The organism is Rhodobacter capsulatus, assembly GCF_005144475.1.
Classification (GTDB): Bacteria; Pseudomonadota; Alphaproteobacteria; order Rhodobacterales; family Rhodobacteraceae; genus Rhodobacter; species Rhodobacter capsulatus_C.
In genome coordinates this window covers 127,445-153,812 of sequence record NZ_SWJZ01000008.1, presented here as the reverse complement: position 1 = coordinate 153,812, position 26,368 = coordinate 127,445, and the positions used below count along the sequence as shown (strand labels likewise).

The 26,368-nt window shown below is 66.6% G+C and carries 30 protein-coding genes and 1 tRNA gene; 24 read left to right on the top strand and 7 right to left on the bottom strand.

Annotated features, from left to right (window positions below):
- Nucleotide 1 precedes the first annotated feature (1 nt).
- Nucleotides 2–1,525: a 2-polyprenylphenol 6-hydroxylase gene (ubiB, locus tag FBT96_RS01970; protein WP_136904714.1), complete on the top strand. Its 1,524-nt coding sequence runs from the start codon at nucleotides 2–4 to the stop codon at nucleotides 1,523–1,525.
- Here the strand turns inward: ubiB and FBT96_RS01965 are convergent, their stop codons facing one another.
- Nucleotides 1,526–2,212 carry a flagellar hook capping FlgD N-terminal domain-containing protein gene (locus FBT96_RS01965; RefSeq protein ID WP_136904713.1) on the bottom strand — a complete coding sequence of 229 codons (687 nt, stop codon included), beginning with the start codon at nucleotides 2,210–2,212 and terminating at the stop codon, nucleotides 1,526–1,528.
- A gap of 11 nt (nucleotides 2,213–2,223) precedes the next feature.
- Nucleotides 2,224–5,016 carry a flagellar hook-length control protein FliK gene (locus FBT96_RS01960; RefSeq protein ID WP_169583119.1) on the bottom strand — a complete coding sequence of 931 codons (2,793 nt, stop codon included), beginning with the start codon at nucleotides 5,014–5,016 and terminating at the stop codon, nucleotides 2,224–2,226.
- A 155-nt stretch (nucleotides 5,017–5,171) separates the two neighbouring features.
- On the opposite strand from FBT96_RS01960, the gene FBT96_RS01955 reads away from it, so the two are divergent.
- The 6 genes from FBT96_RS01955 to FBT96_RS01930 all read left to right on the top strand — a co-directional run bounded on the left by FBT96_RS01955 (nucleotide 5,172) and on the right by FBT96_RS01930 (nucleotide 8,898).
- A complete protein-coding gene (locus FBT96_RS01955) occupies nucleotides 5,172–5,468 on the top strand; it encodes a rod-binding protein (protein ID WP_136904711.1) in 297 nt (98 codons plus the stop codon).
- Nucleotides 5,458–5,802: a hypothetical protein gene (locus tag FBT96_RS01950; protein ID WP_136904710.1), complete on the top strand. Its 345-nt coding sequence runs from the start codon at nucleotides 5,458–5,460 to the stop codon at nucleotides 5,800–5,802. The genes FBT96_RS01955 and FBT96_RS01950 overlap by 11 nt, the downstream gene beginning before the upstream one ends.
- Before the next feature lie 209 nt (nucleotides 5,803–6,011).
- Nucleotides 6,012–7,208: a flagellin gene (locus tag FBT96_RS21405; protein ID WP_136904709.1), complete on the top strand. Its 1,197-nt coding sequence runs from the start codon at nucleotides 6,012–6,014 to the stop codon at nucleotides 7,206–7,208.
- 87 nt (nucleotides 7,209–7,295) lie between these two features.
- Nucleotides 7,296–7,673: a flagellar biosynthesis regulator FlaF gene (gene flaF / locus FBT96_RS01940; RefSeq protein WP_055210283.1), complete on the top strand. Its 378-nt coding sequence runs from the start codon at nucleotides 7,296–7,298 to the stop codon at nucleotides 7,671–7,673.
- Complete coding sequence (flbT, locus tag FBT96_RS01935; protein WP_055210282.1) at nucleotides 7,670–8,074, top strand: flagellar biosynthesis repressor FlbT; 405 nt, start codon at nucleotides 7,670–7,672, stop codon at nucleotides 8,072–8,074. Before flaF ends, flbT begins: the two co-directional genes overlap by 4 nt.
- Entirely contained in the window at nucleotides 8,071–8,898 is an 828-nt protein-coding gene (locus tag FBT96_RS01930; protein WP_136904708.1) for a DUF1217 domain-containing protein, read from the top strand. The genes flbT and FBT96_RS01930 overlap by 4 nt, the downstream gene beginning before the upstream one ends.
- A gap of 21 nt (nucleotides 8,899–8,919) precedes the next feature.
- Here the strand turns inward: FBT96_RS01930 and FBT96_RS01925 are convergent, their stop codons facing one another.
- The gene (locus tag FBT96_RS01925; protein WP_136904707.1) at nucleotides 8,920–10,242 is read right to left on the bottom strand and encodes a FliI/YscN family ATPase; all 1,323 of its coding nucleotides are present in this window, start codon (nucleotides 10,240–10,242) and stop codon (nucleotides 8,920–8,922) included.
- Between the two features lie 93 nt (nucleotides 10,243–10,335).
- Between FBT96_RS01925 and FBT96_RS01920 the strand changes: the two genes are divergently transcribed.
- Genes FBT96_RS01920 through FBT96_RS01880 form a run of 9 tightly spaced genes read left to right on the top strand, consistent with a single transcriptional unit; the run spans nucleotide 10,336 to nucleotide 14,946 of the window.
- Complete coding sequence (locus FBT96_RS01920; protein ID WP_136904706.1) at nucleotides 10,336–10,722, top strand: FlgB family protein; 387 nt, start codon at nucleotides 10,336–10,338, stop codon at nucleotides 10,720–10,722.
- 2 nt (nucleotides 10,723–10,724) lie between these two features.
- Nucleotides 10,725–11,120, top strand: coding sequence for a flagellar basal body rod protein FlgC (gene flgC / locus FBT96_RS01915; protein WP_136904705.1), 396 nt, complete (start codon nucleotides 10,725–10,727; stop codon nucleotides 11,118–11,120).
- Between the two features lie 22 nt (nucleotides 11,121–11,142).
- Entirely contained in the window at nucleotides 11,143–11,439 is a 297-nt protein-coding gene (gene fliE, locus FBT96_RS01910) for a flagellar hook-basal body complex protein FliE (RefSeq protein WP_136904704.1), read from the top strand.
- A 1-nt stretch (nucleotide 11,440) separates the two neighbouring features.
- The gene (locus FBT96_RS01905; RefSeq protein WP_013069213.1) at nucleotides 11,441–11,707 is read left to right on the top strand and encodes a flagellar biosynthetic protein FliQ; all 267 of its coding nucleotides are present in this window, start codon (nucleotides 11,441–11,443) and stop codon (nucleotides 11,705–11,707) included.
- A 3-nt stretch (nucleotides 11,708–11,710) separates the two neighbouring features.
- Nucleotides 11,711–12,424 carry a flagellar hook-basal body complex protein gene (locus tag FBT96_RS01900; protein ID WP_136904703.1) on the top strand — a complete coding sequence of 238 codons (714 nt, stop codon included), beginning with the start codon at nucleotides 11,711–11,713 and terminating at the stop codon, nucleotides 12,422–12,424.
- A gap of 12 nt (nucleotides 12,425–12,436) precedes the next feature.
- Nucleotides 12,437–13,222, top strand: a complete 786-nt coding sequence (gene flgG / locus FBT96_RS01895) for a flagellar basal-body rod protein FlgG (RefSeq protein ID WP_136904702.1) — start codon at nucleotides 12,437–12,439, stop codon at nucleotides 13,220–13,222.
- Complete coding sequence (flgA, locus tag FBT96_RS01890; protein ID WP_136904701.1) at nucleotides 13,222–13,647, top strand: flagellar basal body P-ring formation chaperone FlgA; 426 nt, start codon at nucleotides 13,222–13,224, stop codon at nucleotides 13,645–13,647. Before flgG ends, flgA begins: the two co-directional genes overlap by 1 nt.
- Before the next feature lie 11 nt (nucleotides 13,648–13,658).
- Nucleotides 13,659–14,384: a flagellar basal body L-ring protein FlgH gene (flgH, locus tag FBT96_RS01885; RefSeq protein WP_136904700.1), complete on the top strand. Its 726-nt coding sequence runs from the start codon at nucleotides 13,659–13,661 to the stop codon at nucleotides 14,382–14,384.
- 7 nt (nucleotides 14,385–14,391) lie between these two features.
- Complete coding sequence (locus FBT96_RS01880) at nucleotides 14,392–14,946, top strand: flagellar basal body-associated FliL family protein (RefSeq protein WP_136904699.1); 555 nt, start codon at nucleotides 14,392–14,394, stop codon at nucleotides 14,944–14,946.
- An 85-nt stretch (nucleotides 14,947–15,031) separates the two neighbouring features.
- Here FBT96_RS01880 and FBT96_RS01875 read toward each other — a convergent pair.
- From FBT96_RS01875 to FBT96_RS01860, 4 genes are all read right to left on the bottom strand, one after another.
- Nucleotides 15,032–15,107, bottom strand: a tRNA-Thr gene (locus FBT96_RS01875).
- A gap of 43 nt (nucleotides 15,108–15,150) precedes the next feature.
- A complete protein-coding gene (locus FBT96_RS01870) occupies nucleotides 15,151–16,593 on the bottom strand; it encodes a heme biosynthesis protein HemY (RefSeq protein WP_136904698.1) in 1,443 nt (480 codons plus the stop codon).
- 10 nt (nucleotides 16,594–16,603) lie between these two features.
- Nucleotides 16,604–17,698 (bottom strand): COG4223 family protein, encoded by a 1,095-nt coding sequence (locus tag FBT96_RS01865; protein ID WP_136904697.1) that lies wholly within the window; start codon nucleotides 17,696–17,698, stop codon nucleotides 16,604–16,606.
- Nucleotides 17,699–17,852: 154 nt separating this feature from the next.
- The gene (locus FBT96_RS01860) at nucleotides 17,853–18,551 is read right to left on the bottom strand and encodes a uroporphyrinogen-III synthase (protein ID WP_169583118.1); all 699 of its coding nucleotides are present in this window, start codon (nucleotides 18,549–18,551) and stop codon (nucleotides 17,853–17,855) included.
- A gap of 70 nt (nucleotides 18,552–18,621) precedes the next feature.
- Here FBT96_RS01860 and tsaD point away from each other — a divergent pair, with 70 nt between their 5' ends.
- From tsaD to pstA, 8 genes are all read left to right on the top strand, one after another.
- Entirely contained in the window at nucleotides 18,622–19,707 is a 1,086-nt protein-coding gene (tsaD, locus tag FBT96_RS01855; RefSeq protein ID WP_136904695.1) for a tRNA (adenosine(37)-N6)-threonylcarbamoyltransferase complex transferase subunit TsaD, read from the top strand.
- Nucleotides 19,704–20,660, top strand: coding sequence for an NAD(P)H-dependent glycerol-3-phosphate dehydrogenase (locus tag FBT96_RS01850; protein ID WP_136904694.1), 957 nt, complete (start codon nucleotides 19,704–19,706; stop codon nucleotides 20,658–20,660). The genes tsaD and FBT96_RS01850 overlap by 4 nt, the downstream gene beginning before the upstream one ends.
- A complete protein-coding gene (locus FBT96_RS01845; RefSeq protein WP_136904693.1) occupies nucleotides 20,661–20,930 on the top strand; it encodes a YciI family protein in 270 nt (89 codons plus the stop codon).
- Nucleotides 20,930–21,349 carry an EVE domain-containing protein gene (locus tag FBT96_RS01840; RefSeq protein ID WP_136904841.1) on the top strand — a complete coding sequence of 140 codons (420 nt, stop codon included), beginning with the start codon at nucleotides 20,930–20,932 and terminating at the stop codon, nucleotides 21,347–21,349. The genes FBT96_RS01845 and FBT96_RS01840 overlap by 1 nt, the downstream gene beginning before the upstream one ends.
- A gap of 341 nt (nucleotides 21,350–21,690) precedes the next feature.
- Nucleotides 21,691–22,353, top strand: coding sequence for a CbiX/SirB N-terminal domain-containing protein (locus tag FBT96_RS01835; protein WP_136904692.1), 663 nt, complete (start codon nucleotides 21,691–21,693; stop codon nucleotides 22,351–22,353).
- A 109-nt stretch (nucleotides 22,354–22,462) separates the two neighbouring features.
- Nucleotides 22,463–23,518 carry a substrate-binding domain-containing protein gene (locus tag FBT96_RS01830; protein WP_136904691.1) on the top strand — a complete coding sequence of 352 codons (1,056 nt, stop codon included), beginning with the start codon at nucleotides 22,463–22,465 and terminating at the stop codon, nucleotides 23,516–23,518.
- A 55-nt stretch (nucleotides 23,519–23,573) separates the two neighbouring features.
- Nucleotides 23,574–25,034 (top strand): phosphate ABC transporter permease subunit PstC, encoded by a 1,461-nt coding sequence (gene pstC / locus FBT96_RS01825; RefSeq protein ID WP_136904690.1) that lies wholly within the window; start codon nucleotides 23,574–23,576, stop codon nucleotides 25,032–25,034.
- Entirely contained in the window at nucleotides 25,031–26,362 is a 1,332-nt protein-coding gene (pstA, locus tag FBT96_RS01820; protein ID WP_136904689.1) for a phosphate ABC transporter permease PstA, read from the top strand. The genes pstC and pstA overlap by 4 nt, the downstream gene beginning before the upstream one ends.
- The last annotated feature ends 6 nt before the right edge of the window (nucleotides 26,363–26,368 follow it).

Genomic DNA, 26,368 nt, shown 5'->3' with positions numbered 1-26,368 from the left:
TATGCGCGGCCCGCACAATCTGTGGCGGCTGATCCGCACGGGGGCAACCTTCGAGCGGACCGGTGCCATGCGCGTGGCGCTGGAAGCCATGGAGGCGCCGCCGCGGCTGCGCCTTGTCGCGCGCATCATGGGCTGGCCGTTCAAATGGCTGGGCTATGCGGGCGATCCCACGCTGCCGCCGGTGACGCGGGCGATCACCGCGCTCGGCCCGGCCTATATCAAGCTGGGTCAGGTGCTTTCGACCCGCCCCGACGTGGTGGGCGAGGAGCTGGCCGATCAGTTGCGCGTGCTGCAGGACCGTCTGCCGCCGTTTGACATTTCGCTGGCCAAGGCGACGCTGGTCGAGGAATTCGGCCGTCCCTTCGACGAGCTCTTCTCCGAATTTTCCGAGCCCGTCGCGGCGGCTTCGATCGCGCAGGTGCATTCGGCGCGGCTGCTCGAGACCGGCGAGAAGGTCGCGGTCAAGGTGCTGCGCCCGGGCATCGAAAAGGCCTTCAAGCGCGACATCGACGCCTTCCATTTCGCCGCGAACATGATCGAGCGGCTCTCGCCCGCCTCGCGGCGGCTGCGGCCTTCGGATGTGATCAAGCATTTCGAAGACCTTGTGGCCGGGGAACTGGATCTGCGGCTGGAAGCGGCGGCGGCGTCGCAATTCGCCGCCAACACGGAAAAGGACGCGGGGTTCCGCGTGCCGCTGCCGGTCTGGTCGCTGTCGAGCCGTCGGGTGATGGTGATCGACTGGGCCGAGGGCCTGCCGATGGGCGACCCGGACCGGCTGAAGGCGGCGGGCCATGACGTCACGGCGATCGGCACCCGGGTCTTGCAGCTGTTCCTGTCCCACGCGCTGCGCGACGGCTATTTCCACGGCGACATGCATCAGGGCAACCTGAAGGTGGCGGAAAACGGCGACATCATCGCCTTCGATTTCGGCATCATGGGCCAGATCGACCAGTATACCCGGCATGTCTATGCGGAAATTCTGATGGGCTTCATCCATCGCGATTACCGCAGGGTGGCCGAGGTGCATTTCGAGGCGGGCTACATCCCGCCCGATCAGGACGTGGTGCAATTCGCGCTCGCCCTGCGAGCGGTGGGTGAGCCGATCTTCGGGATGAATGCGAAGCAGATCTCGATGGCGCGGCTTCTGGCCTATCTTTTCGAGGTGACCGAGCGTTTCGGCATGGCGACGCGGACCGAGCTGATCTTGCTGCAACGCACGATGGTGGTGGTCGAGGGGGTGGCGCGCTCGCTCAACCCCGGGATCAACATGTGGGAAACCGCGAAGCCGGTGGTGGAAAGCTACATCCGCGAGAATGTCGGGCCGCGCGGCATCCTGCGCGATCTGACCCGCACGGCGCGGGTTCTGGGCCGGTTCGGGCCGCAACTGCCCGAGCTGATGCAAAAGGCGCTGGAACGTCAGGTGCAGCCCGAAGCAAAGCCCGAGCCGAAATCGGCTCAGGCTCTTGGCGCGGTCAGTGCGGTGCTGATTCTGGCGGCGGGCGTCGCGCTGGGCCTGCTGATCTGATCAGTCAGGCTCGCGCAGCGCCGAGATCGACCCGGTCGAGACCGTGGCGCCTCCGGCCAGAACCAGAACCGCGCCATCGCTGGTGCCCTGGGCTTCGATGACCCGGTTGTACGTCTCGATCGTGTCGGTCGAAACCAGCTTGCCGTTGTCGTAGCTTTCCAGCTCGAACGTGTAGCTGCCGGCCGGAAGCGCGTTGCCCTCGGCATCGGTCCCGTTCCATTCGAGCGAATCGCTCGAGACCGGAATCGTGTAGCGCGACACCTCGTTGCCCTCGGCATCGCTGACCACCACCGTGGTCGCATCGGCGCCCTTGACCGGGTTCGGCGAGATCGTCACCGGATTGGTGCCGTCGAAATAACCGGGCGATTCCGAACGGGCCTCCATGCCCACCCAGTTGGCATATTCGCTCATCCCCATCACGCCCATCTGCGTGGCGAGGCTGGTCAGCAGGGTGTTCGTCTTCACCTGCTGTTCCACCTGCGAGAAGGTGGCAAGCTGCACCGCGTAATCGGCGCTGTCCATCGGGCTGGTCGGATCCTGGTTCGTCATCTGCGTCGTCAGCAGCTTCAGGAACATCTGGTAATCCGAACTGACGCTGGTCGCGGTCGAGGAGGACGTGCGCGAGCTGCTCGAGCTGCTCGAGCTGCTCGTGTTCGAGGACGTATTGGTGTTGGAAACGGTGGTCATGGGGCTCTCTTTCAGATTCGCAGGTCAAGTCCGCCCGAAGCGGTGCCGGGCGCGGCTTGCAGGGGGGTGGGGAAGGTTTCGAAACGGGCCAGGCCGTCACGCTCTGGCGCGGCCGGTTGCAGGGCCGATTCGGCGGCGCGTTCCTGCGCCGAGGGGCGCTGATCGGTCTGCTGGCCGAAATCGAAGCCGACGTTCGAATAGCCCATGTCCCGGAAATCGCGGGCCAGGCTGTCGATGTTGCGGCGCATCAGATCCAGGGTTTCGGGACGCTCGGCCTGCACGGTGACGGTGATCGCGCCATCGTTGCTGGTCAGGGTCATCCGCACCTTGCCCAGTTCCTCGGGGGAGAGCGTCAGTTCGACGGTGCGGTTTCCGGCATCTGCAAGCGCTTGCGACATCTGATGGGCGATCGCATGCGGGCTGGCGGCCCGTTGTGCCGCCGCCGCCTCGCCGCCGCCCGTCAGATGCCCGGCCCGCTCCGGTGCCCCGGTCGTGGAGAAGGACATCGGCGCGCTGGAAGAGGTCTGCGCGGCCCCCTCCAGCGTAGGGGTTGCGGGGCCCGCAGCGGTCTCCGTCGCCTTGACGACCATTTCCGCGACAGAGGCCTGTGCCGGGGCCGCCGCGCGGTTGCGAACCGGTTCGGCCTCCGGGCTCTCGCGCAGGCGCGCGTCGCGTTGCGGTGTTTCCTCGACCGGGCCGGGGGGCGGCTGAGAGGCCGCGAGCGGAGCGGATGCCACGATCGGTGCCGCGGCGCCCGCCTTGTCCGCGGCGGGAACCGGTGCGCCTGCCGTGACGGGCTCCGGGCTGGCCTCGGTTTCGGTCGGCAGCGCCGCCAGCGCCGCCTTGATCCGCGATTCGGCGAGCGACACCTTTGTCGCCGGGCCGGCCGCCGTCGCGGCGGCGGTCTCGGCGGCGGGGCGTGACGTCGCCTGCACCGCCGCCTCTGCCGCGGCGGCCGTCTGGACGCTGACTGCGACAGCGCCGAGCTGCGGGGTCGGCTCGGCCGCCTTCACCGCTTGCGCCTTGTCCTGGGCCTGTTCGACGACCCGCCCGGTTCCGGTCGCAGAGGTGTCTGCGCCAGAGAGGGTCTTGCCTGCGCCGTTTTGCCCGGCCTCGGCCAGTGGCTTCGGCCCGGCCTGTGCCGCGGCAAGCTGTTGCGGCTGTTGTGCCGCGACAACGCCGGTCATCCCGGGACCTTGCGCGGTCCGCGCGCCTGCGGCGAGAGGCGTTTGAGGCGAGGTCGCCGTCGCCGCGAAGGGGGCGGGCGGCATATCTGCGCTACGAGCGGCCTTTGCCGCTTCGTCTGACGCCGGTTTGGCATCCGCCGAATCTTGCCGGGTTGCCTCCGGCTCGTCCGACGCGATCTCGGACGGGCGCGTGACCGGCGCGTCGGTTTTGAGAATCGGGGCGTCGTCGGTCGCCGTCTTCTGTGCGGCGGCCATGGGCGGATCTTCGGCAGGCGCCCGAAGCGTCGACCGTTGCGGGTCAACCTCGGCGGTATCCGCGCGCGGCGTGTCTGCGGCCGGGATCGACTGCCAGGTCTGGGCGCTGTCGGCCGTGCCCGCGCGCAGCGGGACCGCGGCCGGGATCGGCGGTTGGGTCTGGACGCCCTGGGCCGGACCCGCCTGCGGCGCGACCGCGGCCGGGATCGGTTGCTGGGTCTGGACGCCCTGGACCGGACCCGCCTGCGGCGCGACCGCGGCCGGGATCGGCTGCTGGCTCTGGACGCCCTGGGCCGGACCCGCCTGCGGCGCGACTGCTGCCGGGACCGGCTGCTGGGTCTGGACGCCCTGGGCCGGACCCGCCTGCGGCGCGACCGCGGCCGGGATCGGCTGCTGGATCTGGACGCCCTTGACCGGACCCGCCTGCGGCGCGACCGCGGCCGGGACCGGCTGCTGGGTCTGAACACCCTTGACCGGACCCGCCTGCGGCGGAACCGCGGCCAGGACCGGCTGCTGGCTCTGCACGCCTTTGACCGTGTCTGCATGCGGCGCGGCCGGGACCGGCTGTTGGGTCTGGACGCCCTTGATCGTGTCGGCGCGCGGCGGGACCGCGGCCGGGATCGCCTGTTGCGTCTGGGCGATCTTGATCGGCGCGGCGCCTTGCGTGGTTTCGGACCGGATCACCGGCGCCGTCGATGCGGCAGGGGGGGGCGCGACGCCGATCGAGGCCATGGCGGCGAAGGCTTGTGCGGCTTTCGTGCGGGACTCGGTCTCGGTCGACGGTTTGAGCGTTGCCGCTTCGCCGATCGGCTCAGGCGTCGCAGCGGCTTCCGCGCCCTCTGTCGCGCGACGATTCTCCGCGATCGGGGCGGAGGTGTCGAGGGGGACGCCGCGCGCCTCTCTCGTCGGGCCGCCCGAGGTGTCTTTCGCGGAAGCGTCCGCCGCGGTGGTGGCCGAATCGGCCGTGACCGGTTTCTGCCGATGCGGCAGATCCGGTGCGACCCTCGCCCCGGCCCTGGCCGTGTCTGCCGAAACCGCAAGGGTCATGCCGACACCGGCTTGCGACAGAGTGGCCGCGTCGGAAGCGACCGACGGGATCTGCAGGCTGCCCTGCATGCTGGCGACGACCGCCGCCTCAACCGCCGCCTCAGCCGTCGGGCGGGCCAGATCCAGCACGCCCGCAGCGGCCTCGAAGCTCTGCGCGGGGGCCTGCTGGGGCGTTGCCGACGCCGTTGCGGGACCGACAGGGCCCTGCGGAAGCCCGGGCGATTCGGCCAGGATCGTCTCGAAGGCCTCCTGGCCCTCGGGCAGGATACGGGCATCGGCGGCCCGTGCGGGGCCACCCCCCTCCGCCGGGGGCATCGGGGAAAGGAACGAGATCTGATCCGAGAGAGCGAGTGTTTTCATGGCCTCACGACTTCTGCCTGTGACCCGGGCAGAATGGCAGCAGGAGGTTACTGCTTCTTTACCTCGTTGTGGGAGAACAAAACGAAATCGGTTCAATTGGAGCGATTCCCATGGATACCCGGCCTCTCATGGCCTCCCCCCCGCAGGCCTTGCCCGACCGCAAGGCTGCAGATGAAAAGGCCCTGCGTCTGAAGGCGCAGGAACTCGAGGCCAGTTTTCTGGCCGAAATGTTGAAGCACAGCGGCCTTGGCAAGACGCAGGAGGGTTTCAACGGCGGCGTCGGAGAAGAGCAGTTCGCCTCGTTTCTTGTCGATGAATACGCCAGCATGATGGTCAAGTCCGGTGGCATCGGTCTTGCCGAGAGCATTTTCCAGTCGCTGCAGAAAGGAGCGGAGCATGCAGAATGAAACCGAGGACCGGATCACCCGGCTGATCGACCTGTTGCGCCTTGAGAAGGATGTGATCCGCAATGCCGAATTCGCGGCGTTGCCGGATCTTGTCACCCGCAAGGAAGAGTTGATGGAGGAGCTGAAGGGCACGCCCGCGCGTCTGCTGCTGGCGGCGCAGGAAATGGCGATCGAGAACCAGCGTCTGCTCGATGCGGCGATCAAGGGGGTGCGGTCGGTGCAGGCGCGTCTGGCCGAGATCCGCGAGGCCTCGAAAAGCTATACCAGCTACGATCAGCACGGAAAGGCCCGCAAGATCAGCCCCGAAGGCGGCTCGGTCGAGCGACGGGCGTAAACCATTCTCAGAAAATCCGAACTATCCAAGGCCGTCCGAAAGGGCGGCCTTAGCACTTCGTTAGGTCTTCGCATGCCAAGGTTCCCCTGCATCCCGAGGGGTGGCGCGGTTCTGCAGCGATGCGGCCGCACGGGTCAGAAAGCCGTAGGCGCCGTTTTACCGACGGCAAGTGAAACCCGGCGCAAAGCGCCAAAGACGAAGGACCTGACATGTCCAGCATCAACACCAACACCAGCGCGATGGTCGCGCTGCAGACCCTCAAGGGCATCAACTCGAACCTCGCCAAGACCCAGTCGGAAATCTCGACCGGCAAGACCGTGGCTTCGGCCAAGGACAACTCGGCCGTCTGGGCCATCTCGAAAGTGATGGAATCGGACGTCAGCGGCTTTGAGTCGGTCTCGACCAGCCTCGCCACCGGTCAGTCGATGGTGTCGGTGGCCCGGACCGCCGTTGAATCGATCACCGAAGACCTGAAGACGATCAAGGAGAAGATCGTCGCGGCGCAGGATCCCTCGGCCGATACCGGCAAGCTCGACGACGAGATCGGCGAACTTGTCAGCATGATCGAATCGAAGATCAGCGGCGCGCAGTTCAATGGCGTCAACCTGATCAGCTCGGCGGGGAACGAAACGATCCTCGGCTCGCTCGACCGCTCGGGCAACACCGTCTCGACGAACACGATCAACATCGCCCGTCAGGACATGAGCACCACCGCCACCACGGTTGCGACCGGTGCGGTGGCTGCCGGTGCCAACGCGACCAACTTCGTCGCGGCCGGGACGAACAAGGGGGCTTCGGCGATTGCCGCGGGCGCTTCGGAAGGTTTCGCGCTGTCCGGTATGGCCGTTGGGGAGACCGTGACCCTGGCGATCGCGGATCGCAGCTTCAGCTACACCGTCTCGCAAGCCGATGTGGACTCGGGCTCGGATGTGAACGAAGTCGCGACCGCGAACCTGTTCAGCCAGGTGATGGGCGCCGGGATGAGCGGGATCACCGCGACCTACGATCCCGCGACCAACCCGGCCGACCTGACGATCAACGTCGATGCCGCCAACACGCTTGGTGTCAACATGAGCGTTGCGATCAACGCGGCGGGGTCCGGTCCGCTGGCGGGGCTGAACGGCTTCACCTCGTCCAACACCGTGGCCGAGATCGAGTCGATGATCAACGGGGCCATCGATGCCGCTGCGGCCTTCGGTGCCGTCGAATCGCGGATCGAAAGCCAGGCGACCTTCGTCAGCGATCTGGGCGATGCGCTGAAGACCGGGATCGGCGCCCTTGTCGACGCCGACATGGAAGAGGCTTCGGCGCGTCTGCAGGCGCTGCAAACGCAGCAGCAGCTGGGCATCCAGTCGCTCTCGATCGCCAACCAGCAGCCGCAATCGATCCTGTCGCTCTTCAAGTAATGACCTTCTCGGGGGCGCCTTGACGGCGCCCCCTCTTCCCGCGGCAAAGCCGCGATCTGACCCCTCTCGCCACTGGAAGGTATTCCTGTGAACGCCACGATTCTGGCCAAAACGGCCTATGCAAACCCCGGTCAGCCCACCCGTACCCTGCGCGGCACCGAATATGAAATCTTCGCGCGCGTGACGCACCGCCTGAAACAGGCGGCCGGTCTGGAAAAATCAAACTTTCCCGCAGTTGTGCGTGCCCTTTATGACAATCGTCGTCTGTGGACGACCCTTGCGGTCGATGTCGCCCTGCCCGACAACGAGCTTCCCGATACGCTCCGGGCGCGCATCTTCTACCTCAACCAGTTCACCCAGGCGCACAGCGCCAAGGTTCTCAAGGGCGAGGCCTCGGTCGATGTTCTGATCGACATCAACACCGCGATCATGCGCGGCCTGCGTCGCGAGGGCGGTGCGGAATGACCGGTCTTGTCCTGAAACTTGCCCCGAAGGAACGCGTTCTGATCAACGGCGCCGTCATTGAAAATGGCGATCGCCGCTCCCGTCTCGCGATCATGACGCCCAATGCCCATATCCTGCGCCTGCGCGACGCGATCCACCCCGAGGAAGTCAATACCCCGGTGCGGCGCGTCTGCTACATCGCGCAGCTGGTTCTGTCCGGCGACGCCGAATCCTCGGAAGCGCGGATGCAGCTTTTGCGCGGCATCGAGCAGCTCAGCCAGGTTCTGACCGATCACGACAGCCGGGCCCATCTGACGCAGGCGACGGCCGCCGTGCTGGAGGATCAGCATTATCAGGCGCTGAAATCGCTGCGGGCGCTCTTGCCACGGGAGGAGCGGCTCCTCGCCGCCGGCAGCGCATGAGCTACACGCCGGTCATTCCGGCCAGCGGTTATGCGGGCTGGAAGTTGTTGAACCGGACCATGGAAAAGCAGAAGGCGGCCTTTGCCGCCTCTGCCGACATCAAGCGCGACGAAGATTACTTTCGCGCCAAGATCGGCTCGATCACGACGGCGGAGGATCTGGTCTCGGATCGTCGGCTGTTGAAAGTGGCGCTGGGCGCCTTCGGGCTCGACTCCGACATCGACAACAAGTTCTTCATCCGCAAGGTTCTGGAAACCGCCGCGGACGACAAGACCGGCCTTGCCAACAAGCTGGCCGACAAGACCTATCTCAAGCTGGCGACCGCCTTCGGCTTTGGCGACAATCCCGATGCGCCGCGCACGCAGACCAGCGGTTTTGCCGACGAGATCCTGGCCAAATACGAGACCCGGCAGTTCGAAACCGCCGTCGGCGAGAGTGACGAGAGCTATCGCCTTGCGATGGCGGCGCAGCGCGATCTGGGCGAACTGGTCGCCTCCTCCAGCACCAACAATGCGAAATGGTATTCGGTGATCGGCTCGAAGTCGCTGAGCACGGTAATGCGGACGGCCCTTGGCCTGCCCGAGAGCGTCAGTTCGCTTGATGTCGATCAGCAGCTGGTCATCTATACCCAGAAGGCGAAATCCGTTCTGGGCAGTTCCGACTTTTCCACCTTCTCGGACAGTGCGGTGATGGAAAAGACCATCCGGCTCTATCTGGTGCGCTCGCAGCTCGAGACGAACAGCACCATCTCCTCCGGCAGCGTCGCCCTGCAATTGCTGCAGGCAGGCGGCTCCGTCACCTCCCTGCTGTCGAAACGCGTCTGAAGGCGCCAGCGGCCGGGTGGCTCACCCGGCAGGTGCCAGGGCCACGCTGAGCCGCGAAAAGCTCGAACGCGTGCCATCCGCCGCATCGCGGGCCAGAAAACCGTCCAGCGCAGGCCAGACCTTGATCGCGGCGTCGATCACCGGATCGCTGCCTGCCGCATAAAGACCCGCCTGAATCATCATCTCGGCCCGGTCGTAGGCGCCCAGAAGCTTGCGCGCCTTGGCGATCAGCTCGTTCTCGGCCGGGGTCGCGGCATCCGGCAGCGACCGCGACACCGAGCGCAGCAGATCGATGGCCGGGAATCGGCCACGTTCGGCGATGCCCCGATCCAGCACCACGTGACCATCAAGCGTCCCGCGCAGGATGTCGGCCACCGGCTCTTCCATGTCCGATCCCGCCACCAGCACCGAAAACACCGCCGTGATGTCGCCGGCCCCCTCCATCCCGGGGCCGGACCGTTCCGCCAGCGACATGATCTGATGCGAGGTCGAGGGCGGATAGCCGCGCAGGCTGGGCGGTTCCCCCGCCGCCAGCGCCACTTCGCGATGCGCCTCGGCAAAGCGCGTCACGCTGTCGGCCAGAAACAGCACATGTTTGCCCTGATCGCGGAAATATTCGGCCACCGTCATCGCCGCCCAGCCGCAGCGGCGCCGGACCAGCGGTGACTGGTCCGAGGTCGCGGCGACGATCACCGACCGCGCCATGCCCTCTGGTCCCAGCGTCTTTTCGACGAATTCGCGCAGCTCGCGGCCGCGCTCGCCGATCAGGGCGATCACCACCACATCGGCGGCGACCCCCTTGGCGAATTTCGCCAGAAGCGAGGATTTTCCGACGCCCGAGCCCGCAAAGAGGCCGATGCGCTGCCCGCGCACCAGCGGCAACAGGGTGTTGAACGCATCAAGGCCGGTCTCGACCCTGTCCCCCAGACGGCGACGGAAGGCGGCGGGCGGGGGGGTGGCGCGGATGTTGCGGTCGTGACCGCCGCGCAGCAGCGGCCGACCATCCAGCGGACGTCCGAAGGGGTCGACGATGCGCCCGATCCAGCTGTCGTCGGGGGCGATCCCCGCCTGTCCCAGCACCTCGACGCGGTCGCCGATGGCCACGCCCTCGACCGCGCAATCGGCCAGCAGTGTCACCGCGCCCCGGCGCAGCGCGATCACCTCGGCCCCGAAGACCGGACCGGACTGGGCATGGATTCGCGCCCTGTCCCCCAGCGTCGCCCGTGCGGTCAGGCCGCTGACCTCGATCGTGCCCTTGCCCACCTCGAAGACCCGCCCGACGGGGTGCACTGCCCCCACATCCGCGATCTCTGCCTGCAGTCGTTCGAGTCCGTTCAACGCCATTCTGGCCCCCGTGTCTTCGGTTCGGTGTTCTTGAAACGTTTTTTAAACGATTCTCTCTTAAGCCTTGGTTGATAGCTCGGAGGAGAAACCCCGATGTTCGAAAAACTCGAAGTCTTCCAGATGTCGCAAGCCATGGCCCGCCATGCAGCCTTGCGTGAAGGGGCGGTTGCGACCAACATCGCCAATGCCGATACCCCCGGTTACCGCGCCAAGGATGTCGTGTCCTTTGCCGACAGCTACCGGACCGAACATGCGCAGCCGATGCGGGCCACCCGGCCCGGTCATATCGGCGCCAGCGGCTCTTACGCCGTCTCCGTGACCGAGGATCGGGCGCCGGACGCCACCTCGCCCGACGGCAACGGGGTGTCGCTTGAAGACGAGATGGTCAAGGCCGTCGATGTCAAACGGCAGCACGACCGCGCCCTTGCGATCTACAAATCCTCCCTCAACGTGCTGCGCGCCAGCCTTGGCCGGGGCTGATCATGGGCGATTTCACTTCCACTCTTTCGGTCTCCGCCTCGGGTCTGAAGGCGCAATCCATGCGCCTGCGCCACGTCTCGGAGAACATCGCGAACGTCGACACCCCCGGCTACCACCGCAAGGTGGTCAGCTTCGAGGAGCTTGCGGCGCAGAAGGACGGCGGGGCGACCGGGGTTCAACTCGGTCCTGTCGAACTCGACCAGAAGGAACTGGCCCGAATCTATGATCCGGGCAGCCCGCTGGCCGACGAGAACGGCTACTACGACGGCTCGAATGTCGATCTGGTGGTCGAAGTTGCAGACGCGCGTCAAGCGCAGCGCAGCTACGAGGCGAACCTCAGAATGTTCGATCAGACCCGGCAGATGTCGTCGGCGCTGATGGAGCTGCTGCGTCGTTGAAACCTGAAGACGGAGGTCCAGAATGGACATCAAGACTTCTCTTGCGACCCAGGGCTATGCCCAGGCGCGTTCGGCGGCCACCCCGCTTGCCGGAAATTCCAACGCGGATCGGGACGGGGGGCTGGGCAAGATCGCCACGAGCTTCCTCGACACGATGCAGCAAAGCGAGGATACGGCGAAAGCCGCCATGCTTGGCAATGCCGATCCGCATACGCTCGTTCAGGCGCTCGCCCAGACCGAACTTGCGGTCGAGACCGCGGTGACGGTGCGCAACAAGGTCGTCGAGGCCTATCAGGAAATCCTCCGGATGCCGGTGTAAGATGCCCGATCTCGTCTTTTTTGACGCGATGCGGGAAGGGCTCTGGATAGCAGTGATGATCTCGGCGCCGATGCTTGTCGTGGCACTCGTCGCCGGGGTCGCCATCGGCCTCTTCCAGGCACTCACCTCGGTTCAGGAAATGACGCTGACCTTCGTCCCGAAGGTGGGGGCCATGCTGGTCGTCTACTGGGTGTCGATGTCCTTCATGTCCGAGACGCTCGTGGATTTCTTCACCTCCGGGATCATCCCGCTCATCGTCGGAAGCTGAGCCATGGACAATACGATCTATGCCGCCCTGTCGCGCCAATCCGGCCTGATGCGCGAGATGCAGGTGGTCGCCAACAACATGGCCAACGTCAACACCACCGGCTTCCGCCGCGAAGGGGTGGTGTTTTCGGAATATGTCGACTCCCTCGAGGGGGACGAGGCCTCCCTCTCGATGGCCCATGCCAGCGGCCGCACCATCGATTTCGAAGACGGGGCGATCGCCTCGACCGGAAACCAGCTCGATTTCGCCATTCAGGGCAAGGGCTTCTTCATGGTCGAGACGCCCGAGGGCAATCAGCTGACCCGCGCGGGCAGTTTCCTGCGCTCGCCCGAGGGCGAGCTGGTCACGCCCGAAGGGTTCCGCGTGCTCGACAACGGCGGCTCGCCGATCTTCCTGCCCGCCGATCAGGGGCCGATCGCCGTCGGCGAGGATGGCACGCTTTCGGCCAAGGGGCAGCCGCTGGCGCAGCTCGGCCTTTACGAGCCGCAGAATTCCACCTCGATCAGCCTGCAGGCGGGCACCCGATTCGCCGTGCCCGAAGGCACGGTTCCGGCCGAAAACGCCCGCGTCATGCAGGGCGCGGTCGAACAGTCGAACGTCGATCCGGTGCGGGAAATCGCCCGGATGGTCGAGGTGCAACGGGCCTATGAGCTGGGCCAGACCTTCCTCGACCGCGAAGACGAACGGATTCGCAACGTCATCTCGACGCTGAAGTAAAGGAAACACCCGATGCGCGCCCTGCAGATTGCCGCCACCGGGATGAGCGCCCAGCAGATGCGGGTCGAAGTCATCTCGAACAACCTCGCCAACATGTCGACGACGGGCTACAACGCCCGCCGCGCCGAATTCGCCGATCTGATGTATCAGCAGGCGACCCGCCCGGGCACGATCACCGCCAACGACGGCACCATCGTTCCTGCGGGCGTGCAGATCGGTCTGGGCGTGCGCCCGACCGCGGTCAGTGTCACCCTGGCGCAGGGCTCGCTGGCCTCCACCGGCGGCGATCTCGATCTGGCGATCGACGGCTATGGCTTCCTTGAGGTGACCCTGCCCTCGGGGGCCTCCGCCTATACCCGCGACGGCGGGCTCAAACGCTCGGCCGACGGGCAGATCGTCACCTCGGACGGCTATCCGGTGGTGCCGGGAATCACCCTGCCCGACGATGCGACGACGATCTCGATCAATGCCGCGGGCGAGGTTTACGCCTATTTCACCAATCAGGTGCAGCCGCAGCTGCTGGGGCAGATCACGCTGGCCGGGTTCACCAACGAAAAAGGGCTCGAAGCGATCGGCTCGAACCTGTTTCTCGAAACCGAGGCCTCGGGGGCGCCGACCGTCTCCACGCCCGGAGCCGACGGGCTCGGGGTGCTCAAGCAGGGTTATCTCGAGGAAAGTTCGGTCGATGCGGTGCGCGAGATCACCGAACTGATCAAGGCGCAGCGCGGCTACGAGATGAACGCCAAGGTGATCACCGCCGCCGACGAGATGCTGCAAGCGACGACACAGGTGCGCTGATGATCCGTCTGACCCTTGCCCTTGTTCTGGCGACGCTGCCCGCCCTTGCCGAGGCCGGCTCCGTCGTCGCCGCGCGCACCTTGCGGGCGCAGACCGTGATCACCGAATCGGATCTGGCGATTTCCGAAGACACCGTGCCCGGGGCGCTCACCGATCCGCTGGCGGCGGTCGGCCTTGAGACCCGGACCGCGATCTATCCGCAACAGCCGATCAGCGCCGCCGATCTGGTGGCGCCCGCGGTGATCGAACGCAATCAGATGGTGCCGCTGGCCTATCGCGACGGCAGCCTCTCGATCCTCACCGAGGGCCGGGCGCTGGATCGCGGCGCTGTGGGCGACACGATCCGGGTGATGAACATCACGTCCAAGGCGACGCTGTTCGCCCAGCTCGGCGCCGATGGCGTCGCCTACGTCCAACCTCACTGAAAGCCTGTCTCATGCGTTCCATCCTTTTCGTTTTCATGGCCCTTTCGCTGGCGGCCTGCGGTCGGCTCGAACAGGTCGGCAAGGCGCCCGAGTTCAATACCGTTGAAGGCAGCGACGAATTTTTCGCGATGAACAGCCCGCCGCTGCCCGAAGACGTGCTGCGACAGACCCGGGCGCAGGAAGCGTCGCTGTGGTCGGGCAACCGCGGCTCGCTTCTGGGCGACCGTCGGGCGGCGACGCGGGGCGACATCATGACCGTGGTGATCGAGATCGACGACAAGGCGGAGATCTCGAACACCTCCGACCGTTCGCGCGCAAGCTCGGACAAGATGGGGATTCCCTCGCTGTTCGGCATCCCGCAGCGATTGGACGCGCAATTGCCCGAAGGCGCCAGCATGGCCGAGGCCTATGAAACCGGCTCGGCCTCGTCCTACAAGGGCGATGGCTCGGTGGCGCGCAAGGAAAAGCTGACGCTGCGGGTGGCGGCCACGGTGCTGGACCGGCTGCCGAACGGCGTGCTGCGGATCCAGGGCAGCCAGGAAGTCCGGGTCAATTTCGAAGTGCGCGAACTGATCGTGACCGGTTTCGTGCGGCCTGAAGACGTCAGCCGCCAGAACGAGATCACCTACGACAAGATCGCCGGGGCGCGGATCTCCTATGGCGGCCGTGGCCAGATCACCGACGTGCAGCAGCCGCGGTACGGCCAGCAGGTCGCCGATATCCTTCTTCCGTTCTGAGGGTGCCATGCTGAAGATCATTCTCCCCGTTGTGCTTGCAGTGATCGGGCTCGCCGGAGGCGGGGCGGCCGGGTATTTCCTGCGCCCGCCGCCGCCGCCGCCCGAAGAGGTCGCGGCCGAAGCCGGTGCCGAGGGCGAAGCCGCCCCCGCCGCGGCCAAACCTGCGCCCGAGAAGGCGGCGGGCGACCATGCCGCCGCCGAGGGCGAAACTGCCGAGGGCGAAGAGGCTGCTCCGACCATCGAATATGTCAAGATGAACAACCAGTTCGTCATTCCGGTGATCAAGAAGGGCGCGGTGGCTTCGCTGGTGGTCCTGTCGCTCAGCCTTGAAGTGACGGTGGGCAGCACCGAAAAGGTCTATGCCGTGGAACCGAAGCTGCGCGATGTTCTGCTGCAGGTTCTGTTCGATCACGCCAATGCGGGCGGTTTCGAAGGGTCGTTCACCGATACGGCCAACATGACCGATCTGCGCCGCGCCTTGACCGAGGCTTCGCAGAGCGTTCTGGGCGATCTGGTGCTGAACGTGCTGATCTCGGATATCGCGCGGCAGGATTCGAACTGACCGGCCCGGACAGGGTCGAAACGAATCGGCCAGGGCCCAAAGGAAAAGGCTGGCAACCGCAGGGTTGCCAGCCTTTCCTGTTCAGTGGTGCCGGTGAAGGGACTCGAACCCCCGACCCCATCATTACGAATGACGTGCTCTACCAGCTGAGCTACACCGGCACTGTGGCGCGCGGATAGCACGCCCTTGCGGGGATGTGTAGCCCTATTTTTCGCGTTCGCTCAAAGCGCGGGCGGTTCCTTCAAGGGTTTCGCCCGTATCGGCTTTCGTGCCCTTCGCCACGATCAGCGGCAGCATCTCGGCCCCATTGGGCAGGGGCATGTTGTTATGCGCCGGTTCCCGCCAGCTCAGCGTGTCGAAACCGCCGCAATTGTCGCAGACCGGACCCCATTGCGACTGGATGTTCTGGCACTTGTCGCAGCACCATTGCTTGCCGCGCGGCGCCGTCAGCGCCTTGGCCAGCCAGCCGCGGACCACCGCGTCATCCTCGCCCTCGCCGCGCTCGATCGCCGCCATCAGCGTCAGCACGCGCGAGGTCGGGTTGGTCTCGACCAGATTGCCCAAAGCCCGCCGCGCCGCCGGGAAATCCTCGGCCGCGATGCAAAGCTCGGCGCGCAAAAGCCGGGTTTCCTCGTGATCGGGGCGCAGCGAGAGCAGCTTTTCGAAGCGCTTGAGCCGTTCGGTCGCCGATTCGCCCGGCACCATCGAGGCGAAGACGGCGGCCAGATCCGGGTGCGGCTGCGCCTCCCAGGCCTTCAGCAGCACGCGGGTTGCCGATTTCGCATCGCCCTTGTCGTAATGCGCCTTGGCCGCCATCGCCGCCGCGGGAATCAGGTCGGGCGAGGCCTTGGCCGCGGCAATCGCCGCTTCCTGCGCCTCGATCGAGGTGCCGCCATCCAGCACCGCCTTGGCCTCCTGCAGCGCCAGAACGGCATCGCGACGCTTGTGCACGTCTTTCGGCAGCTGCCCCTGACGCATCTTCGCCAGCAGCACGTCGCGCGCGCCCTTCCAGTCGCCGACCTCGGTCTGCAGCTTGAACAGCGTGTTCTGCACCTCGAGGTTCTTCGGATTGAGCGCAAAGGCCTTTTGCGCCAGCTTCACCGCGGTATCGGTGTCGCCCTCGGCTAGTTTCTGCGACAAAAGCCCCTGCACGCCGACAAAGCGGGTGCGCTGATCGGCCAGAAGCTTGCGATAGACCTCTTCGGCCTTGCGGGTGTCGCCGTTCATCATCGCCGCCTGCGCGGTCAGAAGGTTCGTCAGCTCGGGACGGCGCAGGTAGCGCTCGGCCCTGCTCGCCTTCGACGCCGCCAGCTTCGATTCGCCCGAGGCGACGGCCAGCATCCCCTCGGCCAGCGCCTCGTAGCCCTTGCGCTCGCGGTTGCGGTCGAAATAGCGGCTGATCGCGGTTTCATCGCCGGTCACGAAGCGGATGAAGGCGAAGACGAAGCCCAGCACCTTCAGCGCCAGCCAGATCGCCACGATGGCAAGCCCGATCAGGATCACCGCCTGCAGCGCGCCCAGGTTCAGCTCGATCCCGAAGGCGATGATGCGGATGGTTTCGCCAAGATCCGAAAGCCAGGCGGCGCCAAAGGCAAGCCCGACCACGACAGCGACGAAGAGCGAGATTTTAATGAAAGACCAGATCATCGCCGTCCCCTCATTGCACGGATTGCGTCAGGTCGGCGATGGCGGTCTGCGCGATTGCGCGCTTGGCCACCATGTCCTTCCAGGATTGCAGATCGGCCTGCGCCGCTTCGGGCAGGGCCGCGATCTCGGTCAGCGCCGCATCGAATTGCGCCGCATCGACCGCGGTTTGCGCCCGCGACAGCACCGCATCCGGGCCGGTCCCGTCCTTCGCGGTCAGCGACCGGGCCCCGGTCTGCGCCAGCAGGAACGAGCCGAGCTTGTCGGTCATCGTCTCCCCCGCCGTGACCTTGCGCGCGGTGGTCAGCGCTTTGCGCGCCGCCTCCGGGAAGGCCGCCTTGAGCGCGGCGATCGAGGGCAGATCGCCCTTCAGCGCCGCGGGCACCGAAACGCCCGCCGCCGCCACATCGCCCAGCGCGCCATCGATCGGCGCATCGGTTTCAAAGGCCGCCAGCAGTCGGGCCACCGCCGCCTGGGCGATCGCCTTTTTCGCCGCGGCCTCCGAGTCGGCGCGGATCTTCGCGGTCTCGGCCTCGGCCTCGGCGATCTTCGCCTTGGCTTCGGCGGTCGCCACCTCCAGCTGCTGTTGCGAGGCAAAGGCCGGGCTCTTCTCGACCATCGCCTTGAGCGCGTCGATCTGCCCCTGCACGCCGGACAGATCGACCGGCGCGGCGGGGGCGGTGCCGCCCTGCGTCTCCAGCGCCTGGACCTTGCCGGAAAGTTCCCCCACCGCGGTCTGCAGCGCCGCCACGCCGGCATTGCCCGCCTGCAGCTCGGCCATCGTCTTCACCACGGCCTCAAGCTTCGCCGCCTGCGCCGCCAGATCTTTCTCCACCGTGCTTTGCGCGCCCGGCAGCACCTTTTCGCGCAGCTCCGGCGGCAGTTTCGGCAGCACCACCAGCGTGCCGACCGAGCCGATCACCGCGGCGATGATGCCCCCCCAGACCACCGACATCCCCCCGCGCGGCGGTGGCTGCACGGGCTTCGGTTTCGCCGGGGCTGATTCGGTCGCGGGTTTCGGCGCCGGTTCGGGCGCCGCCTGCGCTGCGGCCTCGGTCTTGGCGCCGGTCACGTCCGCGTCCGGGCCGCCTGCGTCTTTGTCAGACATTTCAGGGGTTTGCGCAGCGGTTTCTGCGGTGCTGTCACGCTCCGTCTCGTCCGGGTTCGCCATGGACACTCCTCCAAGTCGCGCAACGCGGCGCGATGTCTTCATTTTGCCGCAGTCTATTGAGCGGCTCGGTGCTGCTCAACCTCAACCGCTCTCAGGCCAGTGCGACAAGTGCGTCCAGCAGCGCTTCGGCATCGGGGCGCGCGGCAATCTGCAGCTTTGTCGCAGGCAGGCCGGTGCAGGCCCGGGCCGCCTTTTCGGAAATCGCCACCAGACGCAACTCGGCGCGCGCCCCTTGCGCGGCAAGCGTCAGCAACTTGCCGCTGTTGGGCGAAAAGACCGGCACCAGAACCGGGCCGGGCTGCGCGAAAAGCGCCAGCATCTCGGGGCCGGGGGGGCGGGGCAGCTGCGCATAGACGATCGCCTCGGCCACCCTCCGCCCCGCCGCGCAAAGCCGTTCGGCCAGGGGAAAGGCGCTTTCGCTGCCGCGCGCATGCAGGATCGGCCCCGGATCGGCGGCGGTCAGGATCACGTCGCACAGATGTTCGGCATCGGGGGCAACGGCCAGCACCGGGAAGCCCGCCTGCCGCACCATCGCCGCCGTGCGCGCGCCGACGCAAAAGGCGGGCAGGCCCGCCAGCGCCGATTCGGCCAGCGGTTTCACCGCCTGTTCCGAGGTGAAGATGAGCGCATTTGCCGCGGGCAAAGCGGCCCCGGTCGGTTCGGTTTCCAGCAGCGGCGCGATCAGCACCGGCCAGTCCTCGCCCATCCGGGCGCGGAACTGCGCGGCGAATCGTTCGGACCCGGCGCGGGGACGGGTCAACAAAAGCGGCGGTCGGGAAACAGGGCTCATCGGCGCCTCGGGTTGTGCGATGCCTGAGCCGGTGTTACCTGCAGGAAAGACCCCGCGCAACGACATCGGCATGACCAGACCCCTGACTTTCCTTGGCCTTGAATCGAGCTGCGACGACACGGCCGCCGCGGTGGTGCGTGCCGATGGCACGGTTCTGGCCTCGGTCGTGGCGGGGCAGGTGGCTTTGCATGCGCCCTTTGGCGGCGTCGTGCCCGAGATCGCCGCGCGGGCCCATGCCGAAAAGCTCGATACCTGCGTCGCGGAGGCTTTGGCCGAGGCCGGGCTGGGCTTCGCCGATCTCGATGGCATCGCGGTGACCTCGGGGCCGGGGCTGATCGGCGGGGTGATGTCGGGCGTGATGTGCGCGCGCGGGCTGGCGGCCGGGACCGGGCTGCCGCTGGTGGGGGTGAACCATCTGGCGGGTCATGCGCTGACGCCGCGGCTGACTGACGGGCTCGCCTTTCCTTATCTGATGCTGCTGGTTTCCGGCGGGCATTGCCAGTTCCTGCTGGTGCGCGGGCCGGACAGTTTCGCGCGGCTGGGCGGCACGATCGACGATGCCCCGGGCGAAGCCTTTGACAAGGCGGCGAAGCTTCTGGGCCTGCCGCAGCCCGGCGGCCCCGCGGTCGAGGCCGAGGCCGCCAAGGGCAATCCGAAGGCGTTCCGGTTTCCCCGTCCGCTGCTCGACCGTCCCGGCTGCGATCTGTCCTTTTCCGGGCTGAAGACCGCGCTTTTGCGCGCCCGCGATACGGAAATTTCGGCACATGGCGGGCTTTTCCGGCAGACCCGCGCCGATCTTTGCGCAGGGTTTCAGCAGGCGATTGCCGATGTGCTGGCGGAAAAGACCCGCCGTGCGCTGGCGGTTTATCTCGACACCGCGCCGGACCAGCCCGCCCTGGCCGTGGCCGGGGGGGTGGCGGCGAACCGGGCCATCCGGGGGGCTTTGGAGCAGGTCTGCGCCGGATTGGGCGTGCGTTTCACCGCGCCGCCCTTGCGGCTTTGCACCGACAATGCGGCGATGATCGCCTGGGCGGGGATCGAGCGGTTCCGCCTGGGTCTTACGAGCCCGGCCGATCTGATCGCCCGGCCGCGCTGGCCGCTGGATGCCACGGCGCCGGCGATGCTTGGCTCTGGCAAGAAGGGGGCCAAGGCATGACGGTCGCGGTTCTGGGGGCAGGGGCTTTCGGCACCGCCTTGGCGATTTCGCTCGCCCAACGCGGGCCGGTGCTGCTCTGGGCCCGCGATGCCGCCCATGTGCGCGAGATGCGGGAAAGCCGTCGCAATGACCGCCGTCTGCCCGGGGCCGTGCTGCCCGACAGCCTGACCGTCACCGACCGGATCGAGGATGCCGCGGGCTGCGAGGTCGTGCTGCTGGGCGTGCCGATGCAGAAGATGGGCGGGTTTTTGCGCGAAAACGCCGGGTTGCTTGACGGCAAGGTGCTGGTCTCCTGCTCGAAGGGGATCGATCTGGCGACCGGACGCGGCTCCGTCGCGCTGATCGAGGCGGCCTGTCCGGGCGCCGCGGCGGCGGTTCTGACCGGCCCAAGCTTCGCCGCCGATATCGCCCGCGGCCTGCCCACCGCGCTGACCTTGGCCTGCCGGACCGATTCGCCCGGGCTGCAGGCGCGGCTCTCCACCCCGACCTTGCGGCTTTACCGTACCACCGACACGATCGGCGCCGAACTGGGCGGCGCCTTGAAGAATGTCATCGCGATTGCGGCGGGCGTGGTGATCGGGGCGGAGCTTGGCGATTCCGCCCGCGCCGCGCTGATGACGCGCGGCTTTGCCGAGATGAACCGGCTGGCGATGAAACTGGGCGCCCGGCCCGAGACGCTGATGGGCCTGTCCGGCTTTGGCGATCTGGTGCTGACCTGCACCTCGCTGCAATCGCGCAACTTTCGTTACGGGATTGCGCTGGGCAGCGGCTCCGCCTTTGATCCGGGCGTGACGGTCGAAGGTGCCGCCACGGCGCGGGCGGTCACGAACCTTGCGCAGGGCCACGGCATCGAGATGCCGATCGCCGCGATGATCGCCGCGCTTTGTGCGCAAAAGATTTCCGTTTCCGACGCCGTTACGGCGCTGCTCTCTCGCCCGCTGAAGGAGGAATGAATGCTTTACGCCGTGATCTGCAAGGACAAGCCCGGGGCGCTGCAAACCCGGCTCGACACCCGCGCCGCGCATCTGGCCTATATCGAGACGACCGGCATCGTGACGATGGCCGGGCCGTTTCTGGAGGCGGGGCAAATGTGCGGCTCGCTGGTGATCCTTGATTGTGACAGCCTGGATGCCGCGCAGGCCTGGGCGGCGGGCGATCCCTATGCGGCAGCCGGTCTGTTCGACAGCGTCAGCGTCACCGAATGGAAAAAGGTGATCGGCTGATGGCGAAATGGCTCTTCAAATCCGAGCCCGATGTCTGGTCCTGGGACATGCAGGTGGCCAAGGGCGCGGTCGGCGAAGAGTGGCATGGGGTGCGCAACTATCTGGCGCGCAACAACATGCGGGCGATGCAGCTGGGGGATCAGGGGTTCTTCTACCACTCGAACATCGGCAAGGAAGTCGTCGGCATCGTCGAGGTCTGCGCGCTGAGCCACCCCGATTCGACCACCGAGGATCCGCGCTGGGATTGCGTCGACATCCGCGCGCTGCGGCCCCTGAAGACGCCGGTGACGCTGGCCACGGTCAAGGCCGATCCGCGGCTGGCGCAGATGGCGCTGGTGACCTCGATGCGGCTCTCGGTGCAGCCGGTGACGGAAGAAGAATGGAAGATCGTCTGCGACCTGGGCGGGATCGATCCCTGAGCGGATCGGGCTGCGACGTTGATCCCTGAGCGGATCGGGCTGCGATCCTTGCGCCAGGAAACGCAAACGTCCCCCCGAAAAAACCGGAGGGTCCCGGCACCCCTACCAGGACCCTCCTTCACCCCACGTGCTCCCCTACGCACCACACGTGAAACTGTATTCGGGTCCTGGCCATACTGGCCGTAGCTCTCTTTCTACGGGAAGGGGTGATTCCCCGCAATCGCGCATTCCTGACAATATGATGCAATTTCAGGGGCTTGTTCTCAGGGATTGGTTAACTACGCCGCGGCGTCGCGCGGCGGCCGACTTGTCAGGCCGGGCTTTCGCGCTAGGTCTTGCGGATGTCCGATTTCATCCTCGTCGCCCATGGTTTCCCCTCGAACCCCGACCCGGCCGAGGCCGCGCTGGCCGCGCTGGCGCAGCAGGTCGGCGCGCGCCTGCCCGGGACGCGGGTGCTGGCGGCGACGCTGGCGAAACCGGGTGCGCTGGCCCGCGTGCTGGAAACCCTGCCGCGGGCGCGGATCTATCCGTTTTTCATGGCCGAGGGCTGGTTCACCTCGCGGCAATTGCCGCGGCGGCTGGCCGATCTGGGCAGCCGGGCCGAGATCCTTTCGCCCTTCGGCGCCGATCCGGGCCTGCCCGCGCTGGTGATCAAGGCCGTGGCCGAGGCCGGTCCGGGGGATCTGATTCTCTGCGCGCATGGTTCTCAGGTGGCGCGCAGCTCGCGGATGGCGACGATGGCGATGGCCGAACGAATCGGCGCCCATCTGCCCGGTCGGCGCATCGTGCCGGCCTTTCTTGAGGAAGATCCGCATCTGCGCGACATTGCGGCGCAGCATCCCGAGGCGATCTGTCTGCCCTTTTTCGCCCTGCGCGCCGGTCATGTCGCGCGCGACATTCCCGAAGCGCTTGTCCTTGCGGGGTTTCGCGGCCGCCTGCTGCCCGCCATCGGCGAACGGTCCGAGGTCGCCGATCTGATCGCCGCCGCGCTGCGCCGGGCGTGACGAGCGTTTGTCACACAGCTGTCATATATCTTTTGCATAAGCGTCACGACCCGAGCCTAGAGGGGTTGCCAAGGTCTTAACGGCCCTTCCAGATCTTCAGGAGTGATCCATGACTTTCGTGAAATTCGGCGTCTCGGCGCTTGCCATCGTTGCCGCCTCGGCCACCGGTGCCGCCGCGCGTGACCAGATTCAGGCGGCCGGGTCTTCGACCGTCCTGCCCTATGCCACCATCGTCGCCGAAGCCTTTGGCGAAAACTTCGACTTCAAGACCCCGGTCGTCGAAGGCGGCGGGTCTGGCGCTGGCCGCAAGAAGCTGTGCGAAGGCGTGGGCGAAAACACCATCGACATCGCCAACTCCTCGTCGCGCATCAAGCAGTCGGACATCGACACCTGCAAGGCGAACGGCGTCGAGGACATCATGGAAGTCCGCATCGGCTATGACGGCATCGTCTTCGCCAGCGACATCAAGGGCCCGGAATTCGCCTTCACCCCCGCCGACATCTTCGGCGCGATCTCGGCGAAAGTGGTGAAGGACGGCGCGCTGGTCGACAACACCGCCAAGACCTGGGCCGAGGTGAACGCCAAGCTGCCCGCGCAAGACATCCTGACCTTCATCCCGGGCACCAAACATGGCACCCGCGAGGTCTTCGACATCGAAGTGCTGGAAGAAGGCTGCAAGGCCACCGGCGCCTATGATCTTTACATGGCGACGGCCGAAGGCGCCGACGAGGATGCGAAGAAAAAAGACGTCGTGAAGAAATGCGGCGCGCTGCGCACCGATGGCGTGGCCGTGGACATCGACGGCGACTACACCGAGACGCTGTCGCGCATCGACGCCAACAAGAACGCCATCGGCGTCTTCGGCCTGTCGTTCTACCAGAACAACACCGACAAGCTGCGCGTCGCCACCATCAATGGTGTCGTCCCCTCGACCGAGTCGATCGCCAAGGGCGATTATCCGGTCTCGCGTCCGCTCTACTTCTACGTCAAGAAGGCGCATCTGGGCGTGATCCCGGGCCTGAAGGAATTCATCACCTTCTTCGTCTCGGACGAAATGGCCGGCCCGGAAGGCCCGCTGGCTGCTTACGGCCTTGTTTCGGACCCGGAACTGGCCGCGACCCAGGCGATGGTCGAGGCGGAAACCCCGATGGGGCCGCTGAAATAACCTGATCTCGGGGGGCGCCTGCGGGCGCCTCCCTTCCCTTGTTGCGGATGAACACATGACCCCCGGTCTTCTTGCGCTGATCGTGCTCGCCCTTGCCTGCGGCGGCTTTTTTCTGGGCCGCTTTCGGGCGTTGCAACTGGTCGGCAAGGATCTGCGCCTGTTGCATTCCCTTCCCGGTTATTATGGCCAGACGGTGGCGCTGTTCGCCGCCGTGCCCGCCCTGGCGCTGATGGCGGCCTGGCTGCTGGCGCAGCCGGTGGTGATCGACAGCCGGATCTCCGCGATGATCCCGGCCGCCGATCTGCCGCAGGGCTCCAGCCGCGATCTGGTGATGGCGGACGTGCGTCGCATCGCCGGCGGCATCGACCTGATGCTGGCCGACGGCAGCCTGACCGAGGCTGACCTGCGCGACATGCGCGCCGATTTCAGCGACATCCGCTCGCGCATGGCCGATGTCGGCGTCGCGCTGGGCGCGAATGTGCAGCCCTCGGTCTTCGAGGCGGCCAAGGACTGGCGCGCTCTGACCGGCTTTGGCCGTCTGGCGATGACGGCGCTGACGCTGGCCGCGTCGCTGGGCGGCTTCGCCTTTGCATTCCTGCGCATCCGCCCGGAATTCCGCGCCCGCAACGTCTCCGAGACCTTCCTGCGCTGGCTGCTCATCGCCGCCTCGCTGGTGGCGATCGGCACCACGGTCGGCATCGTGCTGTCGCTGGTCTTCCAGACCGTGCATTTCTTCCAGCTCTATCCGTTCCGGGACTTCTTCTTCTCGCTGAGCTGGAACCCGAAATTCGGCGGTGGCTCCGATCTGTCGATCTGGCCGCTGGTCTGGGGCACGCTCTACGTTTCCTTCATCGCGCTGGCCGTGGCGGTGCCGGTGGGGCTTTTCGCGGCGATCTATCTGGCCGAATATGCCTCGAAACAGGTGCGCTCCATCGCCAAGCCGCTGCTCGAGGTTCTGGCGGGCATCCCGACCATCGTTTACGGCCTCTTCGCGCTGATCACCGTCGGGCCGCTGCTGCGCGACTGGGTCGCCCAGCCGCTGGGGCTTGGCTCTTCCTCCTCCTCGGTGATGACGGCCGGTCTGGTGATGGGGGTGATGATCATTCCCTTCGTCTCCTCGCTGTCCGATGACATCATCAACGCGGTGCCGCAGTCGCTGCGCGACGGCTCCTTCGCCATGGGCGCGACGCAATCCGAGACGGTGCGACAGGTGATCCTGCCCGCCGCGCTGCCCGGCATCGTCGGCGCCGTGCTGCTGGCCGCCTCGCGCGCCATCGGCGAAACGATGATCGTGGTTCTGGGGGCCGGGGCCGCCGCGAAACTCTCGATGAACCCGTTCGAGGCGATGACCACCGTCACGGTGAAGATCGTCAGCCAGCTGACCGGCGACACCGAATTCGCCTCGCCTGAAACTCTTGTCGCCTTCGCGCTGGGGCTGACGCTGTTCATCTTCACGCTGGTGCTGAACGTCCTTGCGCTGGTGATCGTGCGCAAATACCGGGAGCAATACGAATGACCATGGTCGAGACTTCCGCGCCGCGGTCGCTCTATGCCGCCGATGCCCGCACCAAGGCCCGCAATGCCGCCGAAAAGCGCTTCCGCATCTACGGCATCACCGCCGTCGTCATCGGCCTGCTGGCGCTTGTGGTTCTGCTGTCCTCGGTGCTCGGCTCGGGTCTGGGCGCCTTCCGCCAGACCGTGCTGAGCCTGCCGATCACGCTGGACGCCAAGGCGCTTGACCCCAAGGGCAACCGCGATCCGGCCGAGATGGCCAAGGCGACGACCGTTACCTATGGAAAGCTGATCACCAAGGCGCTGGAAGCGGTGGTGATCGAACAGAACCTGGCCCCGGGCATGAAGACCAAGACGATCGGCGAGCTGATCTCCAAGGAGGCGCCCGCCGGGCTGCGCGACATGGTTCTGGCCAATCCCGATCTGCTCGGCACCACGATCACCTATGACGTGCTGGCCTCGGGCCGGGTCGACGGCTTCTTCAAGGGCCGGGTGACGATGGAAAGCGCCGCGCTGGACAGCAACATCACCCCCGAACAGCTGCAACTGGCCGAAAAGCTGCGCGACGCGGGGTTTTTGAAACTGGCCTTCAACACCGGCTTCCTGACCAACCCGGATGCGTCGGAACTGCGGCCCGAATCCGCCGGTCTCGGCGTCGCCATCCTCGGCTCGATCTACATGATGGTGCTGGTGCTGTGTCTGGCGCTGCCGATCGGCGTTGCCGCCTCGATCTATCTGGAAGAATTCGCGCCGAAGAACCGCTTCACCGACCTGATCGAGGTGAACGTGGCCAACCTGGCCGCCGTGCCCTCGATCGTCTACGGCATCCTGGGCCTCGCCGCCTTCATCAACTTCGCCGGCATGCCGCAAAGCTCGCCGCTGGTCGGCGCGCTGGTGCTGACGCTGATGACGCTGCCGCGGATCATCATTCCGACCCGCGCGGCGTTAAGCGCCGTGCCGCCCTCGATCCGCGAGGCCGCGCTGGGCGTCGGCGCCTCGAAGACGCAGACGATCTTCCATCACGTCCTGCCGCTGGCCGTGCCCGGCATCCTGACCGGGGCGATCATCGGTCTGGCGCAGGCTTTGGGCGAAACCGCGCCGCTTTTGCTGATCGGCATGGTCGCCTTCGTCAAGGATTACCCCGGCGCCCCGCCCGAGGGCATCCTCGATCCGGCCTCGGCGATCCCGGTGCAGATCTACAACTGGACCCAGCGCGCCGATCCGGCCTTTGTCGAACGGGCTTCGGGGGCGATCATCGTGCTCCTGGTCTTCCTTCTGGTGATGAACTCCCTTGCCGTGATCTTGCGGCGCAAATTCGAACGGCGGTGGTAAGACATC